This is a genomic window from Rhodocytophaga rosea, assembly GCF_010119975.1.
Lineage (GTDB): Bacteria > Bacteroidota > Bacteroidia > Cytophagales > 172606-1 > Rhodocytophaga > Rhodocytophaga rosea.
This window is the reverse complement of record NZ_CP048222.1, coordinates 7,585,483-7,609,550: the sequence shown is the minus strand read 5'-3', so window position 1 is coordinate 7,609,550 and position 24,068 is coordinate 7,585,483. Positions and strand designations below refer to the sequence as shown.

The following is a 24,068-nucleotide window of genomic DNA, read 5'->3' as shown; positions in this document are numbered from 1 at the left end:
AGAATCTCAAACTCATTTAGTAAATTTAGTAAAAATTATACAGATTATACTATATTATCAATCATATCAAAGTATTGATTGAAAAAGAGTATACTTTAAACGAGATTAACTAACCAAAATATGCAAACCTTGATTTATTAATTGAACTGGGTTTTCTCCGGCAATAAGGTTGACAAAAATCACTATTAGACAGGGAAGAAGAGTTATGGAGCAAAAGTGGAGAAGAATTGCTGGTTTAGAAGTGATAAGTTGCATTTTTTCCCCTCTTGCCCATATATTGAGTTACTCGAAAGGGGGAGAAAAATTAACTCCTGTTTTAAAAAACAAAATGATAGATTCTAGCTAAAGGAATATTTAATTGCAATGATGGAATGGCTATGGTTTGATTAATAGATTCTAAATCTGCTTCTTGTTGCCAATGGCCTTGTGCATCGCGTTGATATATTCTTACCCAAACCTTTACAGGGTTAATGATCAGATAAGCTTGAAGAGAGACAATGCATTTATAAGCTTCTACTTTTTCAACTAGGTCAGTAAAAGAGGTAGATGGAGAAAGCACTTCTACTACTATGATTGGATCACGTTTGGCATCCTTAGATTCTTTATCTCGATCCGAACAGGTCACCATCACATCCGGAAGCCGAAATTGAGTTTGCTCCTCCACAATTAACCGTACATTTTCCGTATAGACTCTGCAGCCTTTGGGATAAAAATGACCTTTTAGACTATCAGCTGTATTTTGGATGATTTGATTATGATCATCTGTGGTATATTCATCTTTAAATGGAATAATCTCGCCATCACAATATTCGTATCGCTCCCCTTCTTTGGAATTTTTGACTATTGCTTCGTATTCCTCAACGGAATAATAATGATTATTTTTCTGTGCATCTCCCATAGTGCTTGCGCTTTTCTAATCAAAGATACGAATCAGGTTTACAAAAGTCGAGCACGTTTTGGGATAACTGTAGTCCAATACATACTTTAAAATAAAGAATATAATCTTTTGCCCTACTAAACTGTATTTCTAAGTTAAATTATTTCTCCCAATAATGAAACTTCAAATGTAGGCGAGAGGGAAAAAATGAAATTCAATATCTTTTCCCTTTCGCCCATTTTTGGTTTAGTAAAGCGAAAGGGGTAATTATTTTAACTACCTCTTTTATGATCCTGAAAATGTCAATTGCTTTGATTTTGAATGCTTCATTTTATTTTCCTCATCTCTGATTTATACCCACCACCCGGCCACACCCATTCGCCAGTGTTAACAGTGCCATCTGCGTTGAACTGGCCCCGAAAGTAACTGAGCGAACCTTTCTGGCCACCCCAGATCATAAGCGTATCGTCATCCAGTTCATACACGTAGTCCAACGTATTACCTTCGCAGTCATAAGCTCGTGACCAAATCTCCGGGCTGGGATTCGAGCTGAAGGGTTGTAAGTGCCCAATCACTTCCATACCCTTGACCCGGTGGCCATGTAGAGTGAAATCAAAGTGTTGAAGTAAAAAGAAGCCACCTTCCATCCATTCATAGGTGACCATGCCTTCTGTCTCACCACTCAATTGCCACCTACCTACCAGCCGGTTGAGCGGTTGCAGGTCAGGATTAGGTGTTGTCTGACTGTTATTCATGGTTGAATTTTTTGATTACAAAACAAATTTACCGTTTCCATGCTGGTTAGAAGGTGTATAAAAACGACATTAAAAAGGGGTATTTGCGACAATATTTGGTTTTTAAAAGACTTCTTTTATCCAGATTTTATATACGCCAAATTTAATATTGATCATAGAGTAGTTTGTAAACCTAATCCTATGGATGTATTAAGAACTTCTTCTATACTTAATTTGTACTTCACCCAAAGAGGTTAAAAGTTATATCCTAGCCCAGAATATAAATGATCACTATTGATTTGAAGGTAAAGAAATTGTTATTCTACCATATGTGGAGGGTAAAGAATAGGCTTTAGAAGGTATTTGAATTGTCACGCTCTCAGTTTACAGATAGATGCCAAGAAAAAAATCTATAACTGAAGAACTATCAAAATTCTAAGTTAGAAAAAAGGCAGTAATAAAAATTCCCTCTTTCTTTTAACTCATAAGCATGGCTATTAAATCTGTTCTCTGTCTCTTTTTCAAAGAATAATTCCAGCCTATATTTCCCTCCAGTCAAATGTAGCAAGTGCATGTATTGCTTTATCTATAGAATAATAATTTAATTGGCATAATCCGCCATCATTCTTGACCCCACTCACAAATTGTGATCTACTAACCTGTTCAGAGCGAGAAGTCAAACCTTTAATTAGTACAATTGTACCATTGCCGACAATGATACCTATGGATATGTTTGCGTTCACAAAAACCTCATTAATGAATGTTATGTTGAACAAATTTTTAAGCCGCAAAAAAATTACCTGGAGTGTAATGGCGGTATGGGCAATGGTTCTTTTAGCTTCCTGTGATAAGATCGATGACTACTTTCCCAGACCTGGTGGTTCTAAAGGGGATCTGGGCAACCTGAAACAGATCAATCTTGTGGCTAATAAAAGTATTTATAAGGCCAAGCGTGTGGATCCTGTATTATTAAATGCATGGGGTCTTGCATTCAGCATTACAGGCGCTCCGTGGATATCTGCTCCGGGCGCAGGCGTAACTACCATCTATGATGCAGACGGCAATGCGGCACATCCAGCGCTGAATATTCCTTCTCCTAGTGGACCTGCCGGCGGATTGGTAACTGGTCAAGTTGCCAATCACGTAACAGCCAGCTTTCTTCTTTCCAATGGTGTGGGGGCCAGTTTTATTTTTGTTGGACTTGATGGGATTCTTTCGGCATGGAATCCTGCCATGAAAACCAATATAGAAGTTGTAAAAAATAATGTAGGGCAGGCAGCTTACACAGGTCTTGCACTCAGCCATGGACCTGATGGCAGTTATCTTTTTGCGGCTAATGTTATCAAAGGAACGGTAGATGTATTCGATTGGGCCTTCAGGCCGGTTACCGATAGACCCTTTAAGGATCCAAATCTTCCTGCAGGGTATCTTCCATTCAATATTCATGCCGTGGAAGATTATTTATTGGTTACCTATTCTAAGGTTGGGCCCAATGGACGTCCGTTGAAGGAAGTAGGCAACGGTATTGTCAATGTATTTACCAGGAAAGGAATGCTTGTGAAGAGATTTGCATCCGAAGGGAAATTAAATGCCCCCTGGGGTGTAGCACCTGTACCTGCTTCATTTTTCGCAGCAGGTAAGGGTCAGCCAGCTATTCTGATTGGCAATTTTGGTGATGGTAAGATCAATGCCTATACACCAGATGGAAAATTCATCAGCCAGTTGAAAGTAAATAATAAGGTTGTTGCCATTGATGGACTTTGGGAGATTACCCTACCGCCTGCAAAGTCAATCATAGATCAAAACCGTTTGTATTTTACTGCCGGGCCCTCAGATGAACAAGATGGTTTGTTTGGATACCTGATAAAATAAATCTGGTTTCAATAAAAGAAGCTGCTTTCAAACGGATGCAGCTTCTTTTATTTTATCTGAGGATAGGGAACTGCCTTGTAACAAGGAGAGCGCAGAAATTTAAAGTAGCGTGAGTGTGGAGGGTTATTGTGGTAAAAGTGCAAATGGTATTTCCCCAAGATAGTGGACGAAATGTTAAGAGCTTTTGTAAAAACTAAAGCAAAATTAACGGCTTATAAAAGCCTCCATTCAAGTTAATTTAATCTCCCCTTTAATGAAACTATATATGGGCAAGAGAATCATATTTTTTAATAGTCATTTATTCAGAAGTTTTTCCTCTTGTCTCGATGATTATGTGTAGCAAAATTGAAGTAACATTTTCTGTCAACCTATAGCCGGGCAAGATCGAGGAAAAAGAAGTAGCCCCGGCTAGCAGGGCTACACAAGATGAACTTCCCTGCAACAAGTCGCCTGAAGCTCACTTTCCGATAGTACATAAATATTAAAATATTTCTACCTTTTTACTTGAATCTTAAGACAATACCTTAATTAGGCGCTGTACTTGTTGTATTCCCATTCTAGCACATCTCCATCCTCTGGGTCAAGAACAGTTCCTAAACAAGTAAACCCATTTCTTTTTAGTATAGTAATAGAAGCATAGTTATCCGGCAATGTTCGAGCGGTGATCTTCACTAATGGATCAGTTTGCAGGGCTAATTCGACTAATCGTCTGCAAATTTCTGTTCCTACCCCTCTTCCTTGATAATTCTTAAAGGTCCCGTAGGAAATCTCCACTTGGTTGTCATTGGGCTTGCCCTTATAGCCTCCTCCACCTATGATTGCATTTGTATCATCTGACACAAAATAGGCAATCCAAGGTTTAGTAAACCCTACTTTCTTGTAATGCTCACTAAATATTGTCAGCACCCTTACGCATTCAGCAGTAGTAGTGAAGTGTTGGTTTTGAGCTTCCTCTAGTTCTATTGGTAGTAGCTTCATCAGCTTATGTTAGTTAAAGAGCACTTAATCTTTAGAATAGCTCAATATAATAATTCTAGGAGATTGATACAATAAAAACCATTGTTGTAACATTTGTGGGTAAGTGGCTAACTCTTGCAGAGCTTTGCAGAGTTTTCCAATTTATCCATAAACAGGCAGTCAGAGCACTTAGCGTTATCAGGAGGCAAGTACACATCTTATTATTTAGGTCATCTTTAAGGGTATAAGCTAAGTTTCAACAAAGGGGGGTATTTCTTTCTGCTTGTAAAGATGCTTTATCAAAATCAGATTAATGCAAAGCAGTAAATGTACTGCCTCTTGCACTATTCCTAGCTTTCTTTTCTGCAATCCTTACCATCCGACCAACCATCTGTAGTCTGCATCATTTATTCCACTTCAAAAAACCTGAACGCCCGCATAGAAGGCAGGTTAATCGGTTTCACTTCACTGCCGAACTCCATCACCTTGGTTTGGGCCACTGAAAAAGGAGGCCAAAAAGGCATTTGTTCATTGACCTTTTTTTGAGTTGATGCCTCACTATAGGCAATATTGGGATTGCCGCTTGTAGCAAAATTCACCCAATAGGTGCTCATCCTCTCGCTGAGGGTTTTATCCCATTGCGTAAAGAGCAGGTTCCATCGGTGCAGATTATCGAGCACATAGGCACCCTGACTACCATGAAAAGCACCGTACTCCGGTTTACCGGGTACAGCAGGTACGCTACGACTGAAATAATACATCCATACTTTTTGTTGTCCCTGCCGGGATTGTGCTTTTGCCCATAGAAAATTACCCCAGCCAAACACGCGGTCACGCGAGATGGCAACCTGTGAGGCTGCTGCCTGCTGATCAGTCGAGGCAGGGTAAATTCGTAAAAATTCATCTGCATCCAAACCGTATTTCCCTTTTGCCATTCTTATAAATGCTTGTGCGGATTGCGCCGGTCCCCGCATATCCTGGTCCCCTTCATTGTATCCAATCAGCAGGTCGACATCGTTTTGTTTTCCCGCTGCAAACAAATCCCGGATATGATCGGTCAGCAAATAATTATCCACTACCGGCAGACGCAAATGATCTCCTTTGAGTAATGAATCTGCCGACAAGGCACGCATTTGTGAAAGTGTACGGGCTTGTTTTGCCTGCATGGTTTGCAAGCCTTCATGTTCTGCTGCGCGCAATTCCCTACACTCTTTCGGCTGGAACAGCGGACCACTTTCAGAGATCACACGTCGCAACAAGCCTTTGCCTAGCGGAGAGGCTACAATCGTGAGCACACTGCATGAACCGGCCGATCCGCCATCTGCGGTGATATTATCAGGATCTCCTCCAAAAGCAGAAATATTTTTCTTTATCCACTCAAAAGCAGCAATCTGGTCCAATATGCCATAGTTTCCGGAACTGTGATGGGGGGATTCGGCTGTCAAGGCAGGATGCGCTAAAAATCCAAATACGCCTAAGCGATAATTGATTGACACCACCACCAACCCCTTGCGTGCCATCTGCTCGCCATCCAACAAGGAAATCGATCCTGACCCGCCAGTAAAACCACCCCCGTGTACAATCACGAGGACAGGTCGTTTCTTATTGGCCTTTTTTGCCGGCGCCCATACATTCAGGTACAGACAATCTTCACTGATAGGGCCATCTGGGGGAATTAATATTTCTTTACCGTATGCACCCGAAGGCACCGGCACCGGCTGCATCGCATTGGGACCGAAAGCCACACAGGGACGAACGCCTTTCCAGGAAGGGGCAGGTTGCGGGGCTTTCCACCGGAGGTTCCCGATCGGTGGGGCAGCATAAGGGATACCTTTATATATATGTACATCGCCGCTCGCATTGATGGCACCAGATATCCATCCCTGTTCAATCCTGATTCTTGCAGGCAGTTTTAGCGGCGTTGATTGCGATAGGCCCCTCAGGCAGGTGAGCAGCAATAGAAGAATAAGTGAGGTAATCTGATGAGCCATTACTTTGCTGTGATTTGATTGACAAATTGATGAATGCGCAGGATTTCTTCTCGTCCGCGGTTATCTCCATTCAACAGGCAGTTAGCGACCACCACCATATCCAGATCCGGAATAATAGTAATGATCTGTCCCATTGCACCGCTGGCGATATATGCCTGGTGACCATTGGTGATGCGACGCCACCAGTAATACCCATACCCGTTAGCTCCTGGCAGAATATCCCAGAAATCCAGCACAGCCTGCTGGGACAAAGATTCTTTTACCCAACTCACAGGTAACAATTGCTTGGTGCCAACCTTGCCATGGTGGAGATACAATAAAGCAAACCGAAGCAGGTCGCGGGAAGTCATGTGCATTTCCGAAGCACCCACCCAATGACCCGCGGGGTCCTTATACCATGCAGACAATTTCATGCCGGCTGGCGCAAACAGGTATTTATCGCCAAACGAACGCAAATCCATCTTTACAGCCTTTTGCAAGGCAGCACTAAAAACCGAAGTGGCTGCCGAACAATACACCCATTGCGTGCCGGGCGTTGTAGCAAAAGGCAAATCCATGGTGAAGCGCACCGGATCGGCCGCATTGATGAAAATATTTACAACCGGACCAAAATCATTCCACTCCCATCCCGGCTGCATGGTTAGTAAATTTTTCAACGTCAACCGTGCCCGCAACGAATCTTCCAGACGCTTTTCTTGAGCAAACCACACCAATGAGGAATGCCCGTGGGGCTGAGCAAACTCGGGAAATAAACGCAACACCGGTGTGTCCAGGTGGGTAGTAATTTTTTGATTGCGCAATGCCTGCCATGGCAGACACTACAGACTTTGTAATCGACTTGATGTTGAAGGTCGTGGTGGCTGATGCCCCATGAAAATAATTCTCATAAACGATGCCGCCTTTTGTCCACACCACTAGTGAACCCAGGCTGGGAATGCTGTCTGCCATTCTTTTGCCGAGGTCATCAAAAAAGGATGGCTCATACCCGGCGGTGATAGAATTTTTCAGCGTTAATGGAGTTTGGGCAACAGCGGAAACGAAAATGGTACAAGGGAAAAAGAGTAATAAGAGGTATCGGTACATATTGTCCAAAGGAGCAGCTTGATCGTGAATAAACACTTAGGATTTCAAAATGCTTGATGATAATCAAATTTCAAAATCATATTGACGAAAGGAAAAAGAAACTGACAACAGGTTAATTTGGGATGAGGTATAGAAAGTCTTTCCTATACAACCAGCTTATGATGAAAAGAATGTCAGGTCCAAGTTCTATGAACAAAGACAAAAATAAAACCTTTATAGCTTTTTAATTAAGGGCATTATTTTTTGGTTTGTCAAAAGGGGGCGGTTAAATTAACTACCCCTTTGGCTTTACTCCTAATTGTGTTATTTTCTATCGGCTATATATTCGAAAACCAGGGGCTTAATATTTGCCATAATAATTAGGAAAAGTGTGCCGGAAGTGTGCTGAATCAGCTAACAGCCTAAGTCAAACTTCACGTCAGCAATATATAGTCCAACTACAAAGCAAGCGGGATCCGAATCAAGTAGTAAAAAATGCACGTTGACAAGGTTGTGGGAATTTGTTTAAAGAATACCTTAACCATCCCGGTGCTTAAGTTATGAGTCATTTTTTCAACCGGCCTGCCAAAATAATCCGGACATAGATCCATGAAGAACAGCAGGTCAAAATAAAGATAAGGCAGTTCTTTTTGGCAATACTCTTTTAGTTCTCTTATGAGAATAGTGATTGATTCTACAGGTTGTATATCTTCCATATTAGCTTAAAATTGTCCATTCCAAAAAAATAGCAAGGCCACTCCAGATCATATAAAATATGATGATCTCCATGTTTGAGAAGTCGGACCTCCCACGTTCGTGCGGATCGGGTCCGTTCCTCTTCCGGAAAAATAATCGCATGATATCGGTTAGAATTTGCCTGATCATAGACTATGGCTTGCACTTGCCCTCTATTGATACTTTTATCTCACATGAGTACGATTTACAATTCGATGAAAGCCTGAGAGAAAGGGATAAACCTTCATTTGTCAGCCATAACTACGGACCACAAGCTTTAGCTTGGATACGATCAAATTATTGGTTTCATGTGGTTTGTTTTAGTAAAGGGCCTGGCTATTGGACAGGCTTTTTATTTTTGTCTTTTCTTATTAAACCTGCTATAACCATTCCTTCTCTTTCCATTCTTTGCAAAAGGAAATACCCAACTTCCGGAATTGGTAGCATTTTTTGTGTCAATTTAAATGCATTCGTAGTGAAATTTTTGTAAGTTCAATACTTATACCTAACTACCTTATGGAGAAGCTACTAAAATATTGTATTGCCTGCTTAGTATGCTTGTTTATTTGCTTTTCTCAAGCCATGAGTAAGGTTGATGTAACTCCTAAAGATATTTTAGCAGGAAAGTATCCTAAAGATTTTTTTCCAAAACAATTTGAGTATACACCCAATGTTGAAAACTATAAACAAGCTTTAATTACAAAAGGACAAATTGATAAACGAATAGATAGCTTATTTAAGTTAGAAACCTTATCTCTATGGCCTGCAGAAGAACAGAAAAAATACAAACAGATTGTTGAGCTTACTAAAAATAATAAATCAGGGGATGTATATGCTTACATAAAGGAACTGGGTTCAGAGTATGCTAGTAATTTGAACAAAGTAATTTCTATCAATGAGATTTATAATCTGGAAAGGAACCTGATTAAAGTAAATCAGCAATTTACCCAACTAGAAGAGTGGGCGGCTAAACTGGCTGCCATTGTCGAGTATTTCTCTGAAGGATTTACGATTAACACTTTTGAGGAGGACATGGGATTTTATACTTGGGTTTTAGCCGTTGAGAAAGAAATACAAGATCTTCAACAACTACAAAAAAATGATGGAGCTGCATTATACTAAACAATGAAGAAAAGGCTCGCGACGTTTATAATAAATGGAAAATAGATTTCATAAAGAAATGGATTAAATCTTCTCCACAAAGGGATTTATTATTTCAACAACTTCAACAAAGATTCAAAAGTATATAACTCCTTTGTCTTATTTATTAGTGATTCTCAATAATACAGTTATCCCTTAACAGTTACTCGTAAGGGTTTCTTTCCATCGCAATCCCTGATAGTTTTAGTTGACATAAAGTTGCAGTATTTCTGCATAAATTTTTTCGGTTTCTCTTACTGGAAAGTTCAACTGCCCTCCATAGTTTATAATCGATCCGGCAAATAATTCTAATTCAGTATGGGCTTTATTCGTATGCACATCAAGCTGCAAGGAGGTGGGTGTAGTGTATGGAAAAGTTGAGGCTTTTTCAAAGGTAAGTTCAATAATGTTTTTAGGGATAGTAATTCCTTTGTTTACTGCAATTTGTTGTATTTCACCCATGATCGCCCTAACTCTTGCTCTAGGCTCAGGTTCTTTATGTACCTGACCAATCGGTTTGTTGTACCTTGCCGATACTAATCCGAAGCTGGCAATAAAGAAAAACTTGGTCCATATATCGGTAATGGCATTCTCTTTATAGATTGTATCCACTCCACTCTCTTTTAATACATCCACCACCCATGCAGGCTCCCTACTTTTTTTCTGAGGGTCCTTGCCTAGAATGATTTTTCCCCTATTTCCTTTGTGTTCCACTACTCCTTTTTCCTTTATATGAGAGGCTACATACACACAAGCCGGAAAAACTACACCGGTAGTGATTATCTTTCTCATTCTTTCATAGATATCCACCCCGTTCATTAAGGGCAGCAGTAATGTATCCGCCTTTATTTTTTCCTTTATTTGCAGGCAAACCTGTTCCAGGTCATATTCTTTTACAGAAATGAGGATTAGGTCTGACTCCGGGAGTTGTGCTAGGTCATTAACAATAGTAGCAGGTCTAACAACCGGGTCTACATGCTCAGGGGAAAGCAGAGTAAACCCTTCTGCTTTTACTCTCGCATAGGTTTCTCCCCTGGCAACGAAGGTAATTTTAACAGTGGGATTATTTTTATACTGATAGGCGAGTTTGAATCCAAAATAGCCTCCCACTCCTCCCAGGCCAATTATGGTTATTTTTTTACCATCCATTTCATTTGTTATTTTATCGAGACAAAGCTACAACTCTCACAGAGATGTTTTCCTCATTGGGTGACCCATCCTAAAAAGTGTTGACCATGTATTTTTTTCCATTCGATATTTACCTTTGATTAATACGGGCCAAAGTTAGATCTGAGTTCAGTTTTACCAACTCCCCCTTTGGAGTAACTAATAGGCAAGCCATTCTAGCATGAATTAAATATTTTTTGACTTCTTAAACTCTGTGCGAACAGTAAGGGGCCTGACAATTTACTGGTGAAAAGTAAAAGCCAAAAATCCACTGACTTTAGCTAAAATATGAGCAATAGTTTGGATTTTGTGTTTCTGCTTCAGGTAAAAATATTAAAGAACTTATTTTGCCTTTCATTCATGTCGCTAATTTAGCAAGCACCAGACTGATTACATAAACTATGCTGACATTAGAGAATTTTGAAACACATATTTCCTCTGCCATTCTGCAAAGAGGAAAGCAGTATTATCAAAACCAGGCAGTAGTGTCTCTGGAAGAAACCGGGGAAGATACCTGGCAGGCGGAAGTAGAAGGTTCCCAAACCTATCAGGTAGAGCTTACCCTCAAAAAGGGCAATGAAATCACCGACTATTTCTGCGATTGCCCTTATGATGGCGAAACCTGCAAACATACAGTAGCGGTGTTTTTCGCACTACGGGAGCAGATGCCTACAATGAAAAGCAAGCGGAAAGAAAAAAAGTCCGGAAAAAATATTTTTGAAAACCTGCTGCAAAGCATCACTGCCAAAGAATACCAGGATTTTATCCGCACTTATGCCCAGAAACATAAAGACTTTAAAACGGAATTTGAACTATACTTTGCCTCAAAAGACGAACGCATAGATGTAGCCAAAAAATACGTAGACCTGATTAGTAAAATGATCCGCAAGCATAGCAACCGGGGCTTCATAGACTACCGTGCTTCATTCACTTTGGCAAGAGAAGTAGACAAGTTGCTGGGGAGTGGCTCTGAGTTTATCAGTAAAAATAATTTTAAAGACGCCTTTACCGTAAGCCGGGTAGTGCTGAAAGCCATGATGGAGGCCATTACACAGTCTGATGACTCGGCGGGCAATTTAGGCGGAACCATTTTTAGCGCAGTAGAACTTATGGGCAGCGTGGCTGAGGCAGAAAAAGCGGCTATAGAATTGAAAGAACAGATGTTTGATTTCCTGAAAGAAGAACTTAACAACAAAATTTATTTTGATTACGGAGACTTTGGTTACCAGATGCTGGATATTTTTCAGAGCCTGGCTATTGGGCTGAATAAAAGCAATAAATTTTTGCAATTTATAGATGCACAAATCCTGCAACTCACCGGCCGTTATGATGACTACCGCAGAGATACACTCCGCACACTGAAGATTGAGTTTCTGGAGGCAACCGGCAAGAGTGGAGAAGCTCAAAAAATGGTGCAGCAGAACTTAGATATAGTAGAAGTGCGGCAGGGTGAAGTAAACAAAGCCATTGAGAAGAAAGATTATATAGCGGCCAAAAAGCTGATTGGGGAGGGGATTACTATAGCCCAGGGTAAAGACCATCCGGGAACGGTAGCTGCCTGGGAGCGCGAACTTTTACGTATTGCCTATCTGGAAAAAGACACTGACACTATCAGGCACTATACCAGGCATTTTGCTTTTGACAGGGGATTTACTCTGGAGTATTATAAACAATGGAAAGCAACATACAATCAACAGGAATGGAAGCAGGTCATAGAAAAATACATCAGCGATACCATCAAATGGGTAACAGACAAATGGGCAAACGATAAAAACAAATTCTGGCACCCGCTTCATCCGCCCTTGCTACAGATCCTTGCTCCCATCTATATTCAGGAAGGGTACTGGGAGAGGTTGCTTGCACTGGTGCAAAAAGAAAACGGGCTGGAAACAGTGTTACAGTTTCATACCTATCTGGCTCCTCATTATCCGGATGAATTATTACAAATGTACCTGCCTGCGTTCGAGAAGTACGGACAGAAAGCAGATGGCCGCAGCGCATATGCAGATTTGGCCAGGAAAATGATACGGGTGATGAAAGATATTCCGAAAGGGAAAGATAAAATCAAAGCAATTGCCCAAAATCTCAAAGAGCAATTTCCCCGCCGCCCTGCCATGCTCGAGGAGTTGAACAAAGTTTTGAGTAATTAAGCTCCAGCCCTACAGCCAGAATAGAAAATGTTGATGAACAGATAATGCCCATCTTAATTCTAGTCATTGGCAAGGTCAAAATACCTTAGAAGCCAAATACTTATTTCGGGTTATGGTGAGCAATGTTCATTAATTTAAGTTAATTGAAAGGGGTATATAATTTAACTATATATTTTTATTTACCTGCCGGATATATGCCTGGCAATCTGAGCGGTCATAGCCAATCTCAATCAAAGGATACACTTTTGTGATGCTGCGCTGCTGCCAGCAGGTTCCTGCTGTGTTACTTACCCGGCCTTCTTCCTTTCTTGCAATGCCAATAAGCATATTGATCTTTCCATATCAGAGAGCAAAATAATTAAACGTGTCGGCATTGTTAAAATCTCCCCACTTGTCTTTAAGGGTAATAGCCAATCCCTGCAAAGTTGTAGCGCCGGTGGATATAATCGGCCAAAAACCGGTAGATGGGTTTGATCTTTAAATTATCCGTACAGGAACCTTTGCGGGCAAAAGCTGGAGCTACGACTAACGTCAGTATAGGCTCCATTCCAAAAATTGTGGAATTTGTCCTCATCTGATGGCGAAGGGATTGCCAGCTTTCGGTATGAAAGTTCATATCAGCTGTGATCAGATAAAACTCAATTCCTGCCTTAACTCATACCTGCTTAATGTGGCCAGAGTAATCATAGGTATAGCGGTGTTCATCGCCCGTATCAGACATGATGACAACCAAATGACCCCGTACGAATCTTGCTCTAAAAGCCGGATCATAGATGATCTTATATAAAATGCAAGTGGAGTCCTGCCCGCCACCAAAGGAAAGTACAGTGATTTCGGCATATTCGTTGAATGTATTGCTTGTCTGATAAGCAATGGGTAGAGAAAGCAACTCCAGCTTTTTAGGGATAAAGGCCCTCCTTATTTTTTTTCTTAATTATAGGGGCAAAAGGGAAAATAATCAGAGAGCAGCTATGGATAAAACAAGGATCTTGCTTGCCTGTTTGTAGATAAATATACAAAAATGTTGCTAATAAATCAACAATTCTATGTAAATCCCTTTAATGGTGAAATATTCTTGCCCAAAGCTGCCCCTTTCGCTTCAGGCATGGCTTTCTATCTTATTCAAAACAACTTTTACGTTTTGTTAACATTATTTTACAAGTCCTTAACCAAAGCTGGGCACAAAAACATTTAACTTTGCTCGAATCCTTGAAAACAAAAGGAGAAATGACTAAACTCCTGCACATTTGTTCTTTATTGATGTTTGTTTTTTGCGCTTCCTGTAAAGAACAAGGCAAAAAAGACCTACCTAAAGATAATATCAAGTCCGAAACCAAAGACCTATCCACTCCACGGGGTATAGACACCAAATATGAATATACTGATTCTAAAGGTAAAAGCCTGATCATACAAAACAGCTTTTCAAGAGGTGACGGTTACACTGACCCTAATGAGAAGGAATATTTTAAAGTTATATTTTGGACTCGATTAATCAATGAAACAGATAATCCCCTAGAATTGAAGATTAACTTTCCTGTAGAATCATATGAGGTTTCCTCTTTACCTGGTAAATACTTTAAAATATTAGTTCTTCCCCATACAATGGCCGTTGATAAAGAACCTTTGTATAATTATGGGTTGACAGATTTAGACTCTTTTTTAGATAATAGTATTGATAAACCGTCGTCATTGAAACGGACTATTAATCCAAAAGAATCGAGTGGTTTTTATATTGTAATTCTCTTTGATAAAGGAGTAGCTGGTCCAATTCGAACAGGACTAAGTATAAAGGGGCAAAATCTTTTTTATAGAATTTCACGACTCGACAGCACACCAGCACACTCATTAATGAAAGAGAAAGAAATTCATTGTGGAAGTATTAATCTAAATCTTAAGTAATTAATAAATTATGAAATACGCACACGTATATGCTTTGTTCTTAATGCTTGTTTTTTGCACTGCCTGGAAAGAACAAAACAAAACCCACCTACCAACTCATACTGTTAAGTCCGAAACTAAAGACATAAACACGTCCCAGGGACTAACAAGTATGGCCGCCAATCGCGCTAACTTTTCTGGCGAATGGAAATCCAAAGAGTCGATCAGTATGGGTGGAAATATTGTTTGCGTATATGAAGCGGAGGATCGTATGCGCTCTAAAACAATGAAAATAGCACAGCAGGCAGATTTTCTAATCATAGAAATACCAAACCCTTCCCCTCTTGCAGCGCCCGCTACAAGCCAGGAGAAACTCACCTTCGACGGTAAAGAAAGCCAAATTAATCAAGGCCGGGAAAGAGGAAAGAAGTTTACCGTAAAGTTGTCTGCTGATGGACAAACGATGACTGTCAACTCAACTGTACACCTGATGATGGCCACTCAGAAACAAGCATTTTTTTACGTAACAGAAGTTTGGAAGTTGAGTCATGATGGCAAGTCTATTTCTGTTCAGGCCAATGCAAAATCAACCTTAGATGATGAAGAGCGTTCCTGGAAGACCATATTCGAAAAAGCTAATTAGATATTCGATAACGTATTTGTACAAGCCCGACTCAGTTCGGGCTTTTTAAACATGCTAGTTTCCAGGTGTTTGTTATCATTTATCTACAATCCACTATTTTGAACCTGCTGCATTAGACTGGAGGGAAAAAGTGGTCTTCCTTCAATAAAATAGACACTAAGTTAAGAACAGACACGCTATACCAAAGTTGGTAATCGCAGTTTCAAGAAAGGGGAGGTTAATTTAACAGCGCTTATATTTTTGACAAAAGATATAGATTCTAAATCTACTCCTATTTAATACTCCACTTTTAGGGGGATACCAAATATAGCGCTACCCAAGTTCTGTACAACCTGTAGGTTCAGGATCGGTTAAGACCACCCCATGAACCCTTATATGTTAGGCACAGTTATTATTTTAGCTTTAAAAACTTAGCTGCATTATTATAGAGTATATCTTGCTTGTCCTGCTTAGTAAGAAATGTCAAGCTATTTAAAAACTTAATTGATTTTTCAATAGCATACGGCCACGTCATTTGGTCTGAACCAAACATAACTTTGTGTAAATACCCTGATTCCTTAGCCGCTTTTAAAAACAATGTGGCGTAACGCTGGTCCATTGGCTCTACCCATAGCAACACACCTAAATCTGAATAAAGTTGCGGATAATATGCCATCAGCCTAAGTGCATTTTCATAATAGCTTTCTCCTGAGTGCATGAGATAAATTCTGAGTTTAGGATATTTCACCAACACCTCTTCTATCAAAAAAGGGTCACTTGTTGAGAGTCTTGCTTTAGGTGCCCATGAATATGTACCACCAGGGTCACCGCCTGCACTGTGTATGGCTACTGGTATATCATATTTTTCACAAATGCGTAAATAAGGTTGCCAACTGAAGTCATTCAGGGTATTGCCTATGTAATAAGGTGCTATTTCGCCAAATATTTCAATTCTTTTCTCCTTGACCATTTGTTCAAACTTAACACTGTCCATACCATAATCGTCTGCCGAAAACATCAAAATTCCTTTAATAACAATATTGTTACTATCTCTCTTGCTCCAGTTTTCTACACTTAGAGGATTACCGCTTACTACAGCCTTTACAATTCTGTTTTTTTTAAATGCAGCAAAGGTCTCTTTTAGATGTATATCTGCATTAATAGCACCTTTATTTCCATAAAAATCGGTAGCCTGTTCTCGTTCACCGAAGTCGCTGCTTGTGTAAGAATGAATGTGCATATCAATGACTTTTGTTTGAGATTGTCCGTACGAAAACCATAGAAGTAGAGTCGTAAATAATATTGCAATTTTTGTCATTGGTATCGCTTTATAATTCTGACTAACGGTTCTCAGCTTTATATAGTAGCGGCATTCATTGCTCTGATGTCTACTATCCTGCTAAAGCCCAATAAAGATATTGCGTTTAAATTTATTCCTACAGCCACTATTGCATAAAACTGTTGTTAGCTGTAGCACTTCAATTTCGGACTTTATTTTTCTTTTTTGATGGTGGTAATTCTTTGACTGAAATTCTGATTAGCCCACTTAGCCAATCACTGTCCTCAATTTTGTCTTCTATTAAAAAACTTGGTTTTGCTCCTTCGTATGGAGATACTTCGATTACATTACCTATAAATTCCCGTCCCGAATTGGTTGGTTTTATAAATAATTTATTATCACAAATCAGTCCGAATAATTTTCCGTCAGAGTAAATACCGTATTCGCCAAACATTTTTTTAGCGCTTATTTCTCCTGCATTTTTGATTTGTTCCATTCCAAGACAAAGTCCACAAAATTTTGGTCGGAAGGCATTAATTAGTCGTTTAGTAAGTGCGTGTTGTGTCTTGGGTTACAGCTAACGACCGAGTATTAACGCAGTTGGGATATTAGTACTCCGTCTGCCCGGTACCGCTGTTGATTGAAATTGTTTTGTTGAAGTTAAGTGTTGCTGTTCAAAGTTTTTGTCCTGCCCGGACTGAAGTTTGTCTTTGCAAAACCGCCTATTGTACTTCCGTCAAGCCCCAATTGCTTCAATACTTTTTGTTGCACTAAACCTACGGTAGCCTGTTGGTAGGTGGGAATAGTTATAGGAGTATGTTTCACCAAACTCTTACCACTATGTCAACACCAAACACTAACACCCACCCTACTTTTATCCAACAGGCTTGCCTGAAGGTAAGCGGATTTTCTCTCCTTTACAACAAGCTGGAAAGGGATATCTCCCTGTCTGGCAGAAGTCTGAGCACGCTAAAAAACTACTCCCGCCACATGGCTCAGATTGCTCTCTACTACAATCAGTTGCCTACCGAACTAGACGAAGATCAGGTCAGAGATTACCTGTGGATGCTGCAGAAGAAAACGAACAAGCCTTCTAAAAGCTCTTTCAAACATGCTGTCTATGGCCTGCGCCTGCTCTACCGGCTTACCGGCAGAGATGACCGGGCTATCCGCCTACCTTCCATCCCTAGAGATCACAAACTGCCAGCGGTCCTCAGTAAGCAGGAAGTCAAAGCTCTGCTCAAAGCACCCCGTCTGTTAAAGCACCGGGTGCTGCTAGCCTTGATCTACTCTGCCGGACTGAGAATGCAGGAAGTATGCCGGCTTGAGATCTCAGATGTTGACTTTGACCGCATGCAGATTCACATTCGCCAAAGCAAAGGAAGAAAAGACCGCTATGTACCCCTGTCTTCCTTAATGAAAAGAGGACTGCTCACTTACCTGTCTGCCTGCAAACCTCATCATTATCTGTTCAATGGCAAAGAATATGGCTCGCAGCTCAGCCGCAAAGGCGTGCAATGGCTCATGCAGGATGCAGTTAGTAAAGCGGGCATCAAAAAGAAAGGCATCTGTGTACATACCCTGCGCCATTCCTATGCCACCCATCTGCTAGAAGATGGATTGGATATTGTCTCCATCAAAGAACTTTTAGGCCATAGCTTCCTGGAAACCACCCTTGTGTATCTGCACATGGCAGGACTTGGCAGAAAAGCTCCTTTCTCTCCCCTGGATACCCTCTATACAAAGGAGGCATGAAGCCTGCCCTAGAGTTAGCCCATATACTGTCGGCTCACTTACATGAGTTTATGGCCACGCATGCAGTCTCTGCTCACAAGTTCTCCACCCTAAAGGCGATTGAGCATTGCCGTACTGCCAGACTAGGCGGCCATATAGATGCCTGTGATAGTTGTGGCTACCTGCGTATTAGCTACAACAGCTGCCGCAACAGACACTGCCCTAAGTGTCAGACTACCAATCGTGAAAAGTGGATTATGCAAAGGGAGGCAGACCTGTTACCGGTCAGCTACTTTCATGTGGTCTTCACCTTGCCTCACTCCCTTAATCTATTGTGCCTGCAGTATCCCCAAGAACTCTACGCTTTGCTCTTCAAGGCAGCCTGGTCTACGATCAACAGCTTTGCCAATAATCCCAAGCATCTGGGTGCTAAAACAGGTATGATCTCCATTCTGCACACCTGGGGGCAGAACCTCTCACTGCATCCACATCTGCATTGTATTGTGCCGGGTGGAGGGATCTCTGGGAGTGGCCACTGGAAAAAGGCCAGAAGTACAGGTAAATATCTTTTCCCGGTCAAAGCACTCAGTAAAGTGTTCCGTGCTCGCTATGTCTCACTACTGAGAAGCTTTCTTTCTGCTAATAAAGCACAGGTGGATAATGGGCTATGGAAAGAGTTATTTGCCAAAGACTGGGTGGTATACTGTAAAAGGCCTTTCTTGGGTCCTGCCCAGGTAATTGAATACCTGGGCAGATATACCCATAAAGTAGCTATCTCTAATCACCGTCTCCAAAGTATAAGTGATGGCAAGGTGAGCTTCGCTTACAAAGATTACCGGCAAGAGGCTAAAAAGAAAACCATGTTTTTAGAGGCTGATGAGTTCATCCGAAGGTTTTCTTTGCACATTCTTCCCCTAAAATTTGTACGCATCCGCCACTATGGCATTTTGTCTTCCAAAGCAAAATCCCATGATTTAGCACTAGCCAGACAAGATTTGAGGGTGACTACTCCAGACAAGATAGCTGTGGACTGGAAAAGCATCTGCAAAGAACGCTTAGGCTATGATGTAGAGCTATGTCCTTGCTGCAGCAAAGGCCGCATGAGAGAAATTCTGCGTTTTCAAGCGGCCCGCTCGCCACCCGAGGCAGCTTACTTGCTATCAGTAGCTTTACACTTGAAAACTGCCTAAAGAAGGCTAAAAAAAGCCACTCAAAAAAGTGGCCGGGAAAGTTATTGCCCGTTGGAATATAGCCACCTTACTTGGAGCCAACATGGCTGCTCAGTTTACAAATAGTGAGATCTTTTCTCTTCCTTTTTTTACACTATCTTCTTTTAGTGTACTACCGCTTCACCCGGAAGCTTCTTCTCTATGGATTGATTCCCCATAAATAAGGGCAGGTTAAACCACCCGGTTTCGTGCAACACAGGGTTCATGGTGGGTTAAGACCACCCCATGAACCCTTATATGTTGGTGGCAGTTATTTCTTTTTCCAACTTAATATCACTTCGGTTATAAACAGCGGAATTGTCCAGCAGAGCCAGGTAATTGTTGGTGCTCTCTCGGCAGATTTGCTCATCAAGTCATGCATAATTTGCAAATCGGCCAGCCACCTAAAAATAACGAAAGCAAAGGTTACAATATAACTACGTATCATCCATTCTTTATGTTGTGTTATTCGTTTTCTTACCACCCATATATAAGCCATAGCAGCTGTTGTAAACCATACGATAGCTAATATTTGCATACCAAGAGCAAATGAAAAATTAAGTTCTAAAGCGGTTGTCCATGCTAAGTAAGTTCCGGCTACAGAACCAATCAGGATAGCTAATAGATACATTCTGCCTAGCCATCGATGGACTTCCATAAATCTATTTCTAAACGATTCCCAAAATTGAAAAGGTCCAATGGCTAATGCTATTATGCCTCCAGAGATATGTCCAATTAACGGCCACCTATGGTCCCAAAAGTAGCTTAGTGTTTTTTTGTCAAATGCATATAAGGGTAATGCATCTCTTAAAATAAATTTTCCGGCTAATAAAACGAGCAATAAGATTGTTGAATATAAAAGGAGAGATTTAGGTGTGATTTTGAGCAGTAAATTTGATTTCCCCATGTTATTTTAAAGTTTGTATAAATTGCCACCAACGTTTAGTGTTTATGAAGTTGTGGTAATTGAAAAACGTTAGCTTCAATTAACCACAAAAACAAAATAATGATTTATAGCCGAATGCTTACCGTCCAGCAACAATTTCATAAACACAATGTTGTGCGTTCGTGCTATTGTGTGGATTATGAGCATGTAAAATCAACTCTTCTTCTTTAAAAGTTTTGTCAATAGGTAAATGAGAGAAAAAGCAAGAATAAAAACAAGAACTCCAATTTGTTCTTGTTTCGATAAATTAGATAGAAGCCATAAAATAACACATATAGCAAGCATTGGAATAATAATACCTCCAGGAACTTTAAAAGTTTTGACAGATGTTAAGGAATCAATTTTCCTAAGTTTTAAAGTTGCAAGTACAGCTCCGAGATAAATAATAAGCGAAGACGCACTTGCAATGATAGCAAGCTGCTTGAAAGCGCCGAAAATTGCAAACAAAAGTCCTAATGAAGCATAGAACAAAATTGCGATATACGGAGTTGAAAATCGTTGATGTATTTTGGATAGTACTTTGGGCATCAAGCCATCTCTTGCACCTGCAAAGAGTATACGAGGCACTGATAAAATTTCACCACCGAGGGCACCAAGCATAGACATAGCTATAGCAGCAGTTATCAATACTATTCCACTTTTACTAAAAACAATGCCTGCTACTGCGGCTAATGGTGCATCTTGATGTGCTTCAATTGTTCCTCCAAGTACGCCCTGTGTAACCAATTGAATAGCCAGGTAAATGATTAACACACTGGCAATACCTAAAAATATCCCTAACGGTACGGTTCTCTTTGGATTCTTCATCTCGCCACCGTTGCTAAGTGGTGTTTCAAATCCCATAAAGGCGAAAAACAAGAGCAGAGATGCTGAACCTACGTTGCTGATAGTGGGAGTGATAGTCCAGTTTAAATTTTCGCTTGAGATAAAACTTGCTCCCGCAATTACCAGAACCAGTAACGGAATAAGTTTTCCAAATGCTGTGAACTCAATGAAACGAACTCCGTTTTTTACACTTCGAATATTGAGGAGTGCAATTCCGCCAAAGATTAAAACAAAGAAGCCTATTCTAAAGATTTCATTATTAAGTGAAGGAAAGAAATATCTTAATGTATCAGCTAATGCATTAGCTATTGCTGCATCTGAAATCACACTTGCCCCAAACCAATAGATGTTATTGGCTAAAAACCCTGCATAAGGACCAAATGCGGTTCCAATGTATTCATAAACTCCTCCGCTTGCAGTTGTTTTGCTGCCTAATTCAGCAAAGCACAAGGCAATTAAGAATATCAGAGCCCGCAAACGAAATAAGTTATCACAGCTGCTGCTCCGAGATTTACAGCAATAAGTGCAGGAATAACAAAAATGCCAGTACCTATTGTTTGGTTGATAATTGCCAATGTGAGCGACCGAACTCCGATTTCTCGTTTAAGGTTTTCTTTTGCTGAAACTGGAGTCATATTTTTTATATTTCGCTAACCATTTTTAAATTGGGGTTGCCAAAGCTTGACGCACAACGATCAGGGCTTTGTGCAGGCAGGGCATAGTTATTTGTTCAGCCCGGAACTGAAGCCCAATAAAGAAATCAAAGTACAAGTTAACAATTAAAGACCCAACAGAATTCCGTCCTGTCCGAGACAATTTCTTTATGGCAACGGTTTTCCAAGATATGCTAAAACAATATGCAAGCAGAATTACTGTTACTGACATTGCAAAAACAGGTAAAGAGGCCATCTCCCTGATTACATCTGTAAAACCAAATGTCGTTTTTCTCGATATTGAATTACCTGACATGACGGGGTTTGAACTTCTTCAACAGTTAGAGAACATCAATTTCCAAACTGTATTTACCACTGCTCACAGCCACTATGCAATCAAAGCTTTCAGATTTAATGCTTTAGACTATTTGGTTAAGCCAATTGATGAAAGCGAATTGGATGAAACTATCAAACGTCTGCTTAAATCATCAACTAATAGTATCGAAGTCAGGAATGCCCTGGCTAATCTTGAAGTGCAATCTGTAGAAAATCAAAAATTGGTATTACCTCAGCAAAATGGCACTTTAAGACTACCATTAAAACAAATTACAACTATTAAAGGATAGCGTAATTACAGTACTATTCACTTATCAAATGGTTCACAAGAATTATCTTCTAAAAATCTAGCTTACTTAGAAGACATTTTGAGTGATAAAAGTTTTTTCAGAAGCCATCGTTCCTATCTCGTAAACAGATACCATATTAAGGCATTAATAGAGGGTCATTTTGTTTTAAAAAATGGAAATGAAATACCCATATCAAGACGAAAGGAAACTCAAGCTAAAACATGGTTTTTTAGTTGCGTGTAAAATGCCTTACAACGGACAGGTATTGCTTCAGGTGTGGAATTCATTGAACGTCCAGCCCGGAACCGCTGCCCAATAAAGAAATAAAAGTACAAGATAAAAACTAAAAGCCCAACAGAGTTCCGTCCGCCGAAATCGCTGCTGATTGCGAACTACAGCCGAAGATTTCGACGTCCAGCCACACTTGCAGCAATACCCATGTTGGCTGCAGCCGTACTCCACGAACTTAGGAAGAGTAACTATTCAAAGGAACATCTGCAGGTCTAAAGTTTAGTCCCAAGTCTTTTTTTGCTAAATCGTTACTGTAAACTACTTTAGATTTTCCCAATGGGCTTTGATTATTAAGCAGTAATGAAATATCTGATACCCTGTAACTTTCACTTGTCAATAAGTAGTTTTTTCCATGTATATTTTTGGTTGTAGCTGCCTTATAAATACCTTCGGCAACATCTTCTACATCTACCAATGCCCACAAGACATCCATATCATAAAGCATTTGTATAAATGGATTTGGGGCAATTTTATTTTGAAAAAGATATTGAATACCTGTTGAAGTAGAGTCTTGCCTGTCAGACAAAGATTTTCCCATGACACCAACTGGCGAAACAGAAGTAATTTCAAAGCTCAAATTAGGGTTGTCCGCAATGAATTTGTTGACTGTTTGATTGGCAATAAACTTTGCTTGTGCGTAGGGATGTCCCTGTTCACTCATAAAAGGCACATCGGTTTCAGTAACCTGTTCTCCTTCAGTTTTGCCGTCTGGCAAGAGTGGAAAATTTGTATTGTAAGCTGCAACAGATGCAATAAAAACAACTTTTTCAATTCCAGATGTTTTTAAAACGGCTTCAAGAAAATTTTCAGTTCCCTTGATTGTTGGGTCGAACAATTCTGTCCTTAAATCTTTAACATCTAATTGAAATGGTGTTCCTCCATGAATTACTATTTCACAATCTTGCAAAAAATCAACAAGCTCCTGTTTATTTTGAACATCAAGTTGAACTATCTCTAAATTCTCAGAATTTTTAAAGGTGAGTAGATGCTGATATTTGTCCTTTTTTAAAATATCTGTTGTAGATACTTTTACTTTAAATCCTTCGTCCAAAAACTTTTTAGTGTTATAGCTTCCAATAAAGCCTGAACCACCAATAATTCCTACTTTTTTCATTTTAGTTGTGTTTTTAATTGTCTGGAAAATTGTTTTTCTATTCTGTTATTTTGAATAATGGTGTGTCCAAAACGGATTGCAGCCAACGAACAGGTATTGCCGATGGTTGGGGGTTTGAAAATTCGTCCGCCGGAACCGCTGCCTGGCTTTTTGCTAAAGTTAAATAATAAGAATTAAAGTTTGGCTTTGTTCGTCAAGCCCCGAACC

At 40.1% G+C, this 24,068-nt stretch carries 26 protein-coding genes; 10 read left to right on the top strand and 16 right to left on the bottom strand.

All coding sequences use genetic code 11. The annotated features are described in order from the left end of the window. Positions 1-316: 316 nt before the first annotated feature. Complete coding sequence (locus GXP67_RS31230; protein ID WP_162446763.1) at positions 317-898, bottom strand: Uma2 family endonuclease; 582 nt, start codon at positions 896-898, stop codon at positions 317-319. Positions 899-1,203: 305 nt separating this feature from the next. After that, positions 1,204-1,632, bottom strand: a complete 429-nt coding sequence (locus GXP67_RS31225; RefSeq protein WP_162446762.1) for a hypothetical protein — start codon at positions 1,630-1,632, stop codon at positions 1,204-1,206. A gap of 744 nt (positions 1,633-2,376) precedes the next feature. Here GXP67_RS31225 and GXP67_RS31220 point away from each other — a divergent pair. Then, positions 2,377-3,483 (top strand): TIGR03118 family protein, encoded by a 1,107-nt coding sequence (locus GXP67_RS31220; protein WP_162446761.1) that lies wholly within the window; start codon positions 2,377-2,379, stop codon positions 3,481-3,483. Between the two features lie 528 nt (positions 3,484-4,011). On the opposite strand, the gene GXP67_RS31215 is transcribed toward GXP67_RS31220, so the two are convergent. The 5 genes from GXP67_RS31215 to GXP67_RS31200 all read right to left on the bottom strand — a co-directional run bounded on the left by GXP67_RS31215 (position 4,012) and on the right by GXP67_RS31200 (position 8,209). Further along, positions 4,012-4,461 (bottom strand): GNAT family N-acetyltransferase, encoded by a 450-nt coding sequence (locus GXP67_RS31215; protein ID WP_162446760.1) that lies wholly within the window; start codon positions 4,459-4,461, stop codon positions 4,012-4,014. Between the two features lie 386 nt (positions 4,462-4,847). Further along, positions 4,848-6,431 carry a carboxylesterase/lipase family protein gene (locus GXP67_RS31210; RefSeq protein ID WP_162446759.1) on the bottom strand — a complete coding sequence of 528 codons (1,584 nt, stop codon included), beginning with the start codon at positions 6,429-6,431 and terminating at the stop codon, positions 4,848-4,850. Further along, complete coding sequence (locus GXP67_RS31205) at positions 6,431-7,144, bottom strand: serine hydrolase domain-containing protein (protein WP_232065308.1); 714 nt, start codon at positions 7,142-7,144, stop codon at positions 6,431-6,433. The genes GXP67_RS31210 and GXP67_RS31205 overlap by 1 nt, the downstream gene beginning before the upstream one ends. After that, the gene (locus GXP67_RS37600) at positions 7,044-7,523 is read right to left on the bottom strand and encodes a hypothetical protein (protein ID WP_232065323.1); all 480 of its coding nucleotides are present in this window, start codon (positions 7,521-7,523) and stop codon (positions 7,044-7,046) included. Before GXP67_RS37600 ends, GXP67_RS31205 begins: the two co-directional genes overlap by 101 nt. A gap of 428 nt (positions 7,524-7,951) precedes the next feature. Further along, entirely contained in the window at positions 7,952-8,209 is a 258-nt protein-coding gene (locus tag GXP67_RS31200; RefSeq protein ID WP_162446757.1) for a hypothetical protein, read from the bottom strand. Positions 8,210-8,744: 535 nt separating this feature from the next. Here GXP67_RS31200 and GXP67_RS31195 point away from each other — a divergent pair. Beyond that, positions 8,745-9,350, top strand: coding sequence for a hypothetical protein (locus GXP67_RS31195; protein ID WP_162446756.1), 606 nt, complete (start codon positions 8,745-8,747; stop codon positions 9,348-9,350). Positions 9,351-9,572: 222 nt separating this feature from the next. Here the strand turns inward: GXP67_RS31195 and GXP67_RS31190 are convergent, their stop codons facing one another. Further along, positions 9,573-10,517: a ketopantoate reductase family protein gene (locus tag GXP67_RS31190; protein WP_162446755.1), complete on the bottom strand. Its 945-nt coding sequence runs from the start codon at positions 10,515-10,517 to the stop codon at positions 9,573-9,575. A gap of 419 nt (positions 10,518-10,936) precedes the next feature. On the opposite strand from GXP67_RS31190, the gene GXP67_RS31185 reads away from it, so the two are divergent. Next, complete coding sequence (locus GXP67_RS31185; RefSeq protein ID WP_162446754.1) at positions 10,937-12,685, top strand: SWIM zinc finger family protein; 1,749 nt, start codon at positions 10,937-10,939, stop codon at positions 12,683-12,685. 165 nt (positions 12,686-12,850) lie between these two features. On the opposite strand, the gene GXP67_RS31180 is transcribed toward GXP67_RS31185, so the two are convergent. From GXP67_RS31180 to GXP67_RS31170, 3 genes are all read right to left on the bottom strand, one after another. Continuing rightward, positions 12,851-13,012, bottom strand: a complete 162-nt coding sequence (locus GXP67_RS31180; RefSeq protein ID WP_162446753.1) for a hypothetical protein — start codon at positions 13,010-13,012, stop codon at positions 12,851-12,853. Positions 13,013-13,082: 70 nt separating this feature from the next. Further along, positions 13,083-13,301, bottom strand: a complete 219-nt coding sequence (locus GXP67_RS31175; protein WP_162446752.1) for a hypothetical protein — start codon at positions 13,299-13,301, stop codon at positions 13,083-13,085. 39 nt (positions 13,302-13,340) lie between these two features. Beyond that, entirely contained in the window at positions 13,341-13,574 is a 234-nt protein-coding gene (locus tag GXP67_RS31170) for an adenine nucleotide alpha hydrolase family protein (RefSeq protein ID WP_162446751.1), read from the bottom strand. Between the two features lie 338 nt (positions 13,575-13,912). Here GXP67_RS31170 and GXP67_RS31165 point away from each other — a divergent pair, with 338 nt between their 5' ends. Together GXP67_RS31165 and GXP67_RS31160 are read left to right on the top strand one after the other, a co-directional pair. Beyond that, a complete protein-coding gene (locus GXP67_RS31165) occupies positions 13,913-14,584 on the top strand; it encodes a hypothetical protein (protein ID WP_162446750.1) in 672 nt (223 codons plus the stop codon). Between the two features lie 151 nt (positions 14,585-14,735). Then, the gene (locus tag GXP67_RS31160) at positions 14,736-15,206 is read left to right on the top strand and encodes a hypothetical protein (protein ID WP_197901594.1); all 471 of its coding nucleotides are present in this window, start codon (positions 14,736-14,738) and stop codon (positions 15,204-15,206) included. Positions 15,207-15,597: 391 nt separating this feature from the next. Here GXP67_RS31160 and GXP67_RS31155 read toward each other — a convergent pair whose 3' ends face one another. Both GXP67_RS31155 and GXP67_RS31150 read right to left on the bottom strand, forming a co-directional pair. Then, complete coding sequence (locus GXP67_RS31155) at positions 15,598-16,503, bottom strand: amidohydrolase family protein (protein WP_162446749.1); 906 nt, start codon at positions 16,501-16,503, stop codon at positions 15,598-15,600. A 160-nt stretch (positions 16,504-16,663) separates the two neighbouring features. After that, entirely contained in the window at positions 16,664-16,960 is a 297-nt protein-coding gene (locus GXP67_RS31150; RefSeq protein ID WP_162446748.1) for a TfoX/Sxy family protein, read from the bottom strand. 344 nt (positions 16,961-17,304) lie between these two features. Between GXP67_RS31150 and GXP67_RS31145 the strand changes: the two genes are divergently transcribed. From GXP67_RS31145 to GXP67_RS31135, 3 genes are read left to right on the top strand one after another with little or no spacing between them, the layout of a single operon-like run. Further along, positions 17,305-18,219 (top strand): tyrosine-type recombinase/integrase, encoded by a 915-nt coding sequence (locus tag GXP67_RS31145; protein ID WP_162446747.1) that lies wholly within the window; start codon positions 17,305-17,307, stop codon positions 18,217-18,219. Beyond that, positions 18,216-19,388: an IS91 family transposase gene (locus tag GXP67_RS31140; RefSeq protein WP_162442229.1), complete on the top strand. Its 1,173-nt coding sequence runs from the start codon at positions 18,216-18,218 to the stop codon at positions 19,386-19,388. The genes GXP67_RS31145 and GXP67_RS31140 overlap by 4 nt, the downstream gene beginning before the upstream one ends. Before the next feature lie 28 nt (positions 19,389-19,416). Beyond that, positions 19,417-19,587 (top strand): hypothetical protein, encoded by a 171-nt coding sequence (locus GXP67_RS31135; protein ID WP_162442230.1) that lies wholly within the window; start codon positions 19,417-19,419, stop codon positions 19,585-19,587. Between the two features lie 90 nt (positions 19,588-19,677). Here the strand turns inward: GXP67_RS31135 and GXP67_RS31130 are convergent, their stop codons facing one another. Next, positions 19,678-20,313 (bottom strand): DUF2306 domain-containing protein, encoded by a 636-nt coding sequence (locus GXP67_RS31130; protein WP_162446746.1) that lies wholly within the window; start codon positions 20,311-20,313, stop codon positions 19,678-19,680. Between the two features lie 192 nt (positions 20,314-20,505). Next, positions 20,506-21,654, bottom strand: a complete 1,149-nt coding sequence (locus tag GXP67_RS31125; protein WP_162446745.1) for an APC family permease — start codon at positions 21,652-21,654, stop codon at positions 20,506-20,508. A 346-nt stretch (positions 21,655-22,000) separates the two neighbouring features. On the opposite strand from GXP67_RS31125, the gene GXP67_RS31120 reads away from it, so the two are divergent. Both GXP67_RS31120 and GXP67_RS38415 read left to right on the top strand, forming a co-directional pair. After that, entirely contained in the window at positions 22,001-22,456 is a 456-nt protein-coding gene (locus GXP67_RS31120) for a LytR/AlgR family response regulator transcription factor (protein WP_162446744.1), read from the top strand. 15 nt (positions 22,457-22,471) lie between these two features. After that, a complete protein-coding gene (locus tag GXP67_RS38415; protein WP_162448117.1) occupies positions 22,472-22,699 on the top strand; it encodes a LytR/AlgR family response regulator transcription factor in 228 nt (75 codons plus the stop codon). A 223-nt stretch (positions 22,700-22,922) separates the two neighbouring features. On the opposite strand, the gene GXP67_RS31110 is transcribed toward GXP67_RS38415, so the two are convergent. After that, a complete protein-coding gene (locus GXP67_RS31110; protein ID WP_162446743.1) occupies positions 22,923-23,861 on the bottom strand; it encodes an NAD-dependent epimerase/dehydratase family protein in 939 nt (312 codons plus the stop codon). Between the last annotated feature and the right edge of the window lie 207 nt (positions 23,862-24,068).

Bases quoted from the DNA above. Each gene is read 5' to 3' on its own strand.
- GXP67_RS31120 (WP_162446744.1), top strand. From the start codon at position 22,001: ATGGCAACGGTTTTCCAAGATATGCTAAAACAATATGCAAGCAGAATT.
- GXP67_RS31190 (WP_162446755.1), bottom strand. From the start codon at position 10,517: ATGGATGGTAAAAAAATAACCATAATTGGCCTGGGAGGAGTGGGAGGC.
- GXP67_RS31165 (WP_162446750.1), top strand. From the start codon at position 13,913: ATGACTAAACTCCTGCACATTTGTTCTTTATTGATGTTTGTTTTTTGC.
- GXP67_RS31195 (WP_162446756.1), top strand. From the start codon at position 8,745: ATGGAGAAGCTACTAAAATATTGTATTGCCTGCTTAGTATGCTTGTTT.
- GXP67_RS31130 (WP_162446746.1), bottom strand. From the start codon at position 20,313: ATGGGGAAATCAAATTTACTGCTCAAAATCACACCTAAATCTCTCCTT.
- GXP67_RS31110 (WP_162446743.1), bottom strand. From the start codon at position 23,861: ATGAAAAAAGTAGGAATTATTGGTGGTTCAGGCTTTATTGGAAGCTAT.
- GXP67_RS31140 (WP_162442229.1), top strand. From the start codon at position 18,216: ATGAAGCCTGCCCTAGAGTTAGCCCATATACTGTCGGCTCACTTACAT.
- GXP67_RS31150 (WP_162446748.1), bottom strand. From the start codon at position 16,960: ATGGAACAAATCAAAAATGCAGGAGAAATAAGCGCTAAAAAAATGTTT.
- GXP67_RS31230 (WP_162446763.1), bottom strand. From the start codon at position 898: ATGGGAGATGCACAGAAAAATAATCATTATTATTCCGTTGAGGAATAC.
- GXP67_RS31215 (WP_162446760.1), bottom strand. From the start codon at position 4,461: ATGAAGCTACTACCAATAGAACTAGAGGAAGCTCAAAACCAACACTTC.
- GXP67_RS31225 (WP_162446762.1), bottom strand. From the start codon at position 1,632: ATGAATAACAGTCAGACAACACCTAATCCTGACCTGCAACCGCTCAAC.
- GXP67_RS31160 (WP_197901594.1), top strand. From the start codon at position 14,736: ATGGCCGCCAATCGCGCTAACTTTTCTGGCGAATGGAAATCCAAAGAG.
- GXP67_RS31185 (WP_162446754.1), top strand. From the start codon at position 10,937: ATGCTGACATTAGAGAATTTTGAAACACATATTTCCTCTGCCATTCTG.
- GXP67_RS31155 (WP_162446749.1), bottom strand. From the start codon at position 16,503: ATGACAAAAATTGCAATATTATTTACGACTCTACTTCTATGGTTTTCG.
- GXP67_RS31145 (WP_162446747.1), top strand. From the start codon at position 17,305: ATGTCAACACCAAACACTAACACCCACCCTACTTTTATCCAACAGGCT.
- GXP67_RS31175 (WP_162446752.1), bottom strand. From the start codon at position 13,301: ATGAACTTTCATACCGAAAGCTGGCAATCCCTTCGCCATCAGATGAGG.
- GXP67_RS31180 (WP_162446753.1), bottom strand. From the start codon at position 13,012: ATGCTTATTGGCATTGCAAGAAAGGAAGAAGGCCGGGTAAGTAACACA.
- GXP67_RS31200 (WP_162446757.1), bottom strand. From the start codon at position 8,209: ATGGAAGATATACAACCTGTAGAATCAATCACTATTCTCATAAGAGAA.
- GXP67_RS31210 (WP_162446759.1), bottom strand. From the start codon at position 6,431: ATGGCTCATCAGATTACCTCACTTATTCTTCTATTGCTGCTCACCTGC.
- GXP67_RS31220 (WP_162446761.1), top strand. From the start codon at position 2,377: ATGTTGAACAAATTTTTAAGCCGCAAAAAAATTACCTGGAGTGTAATG.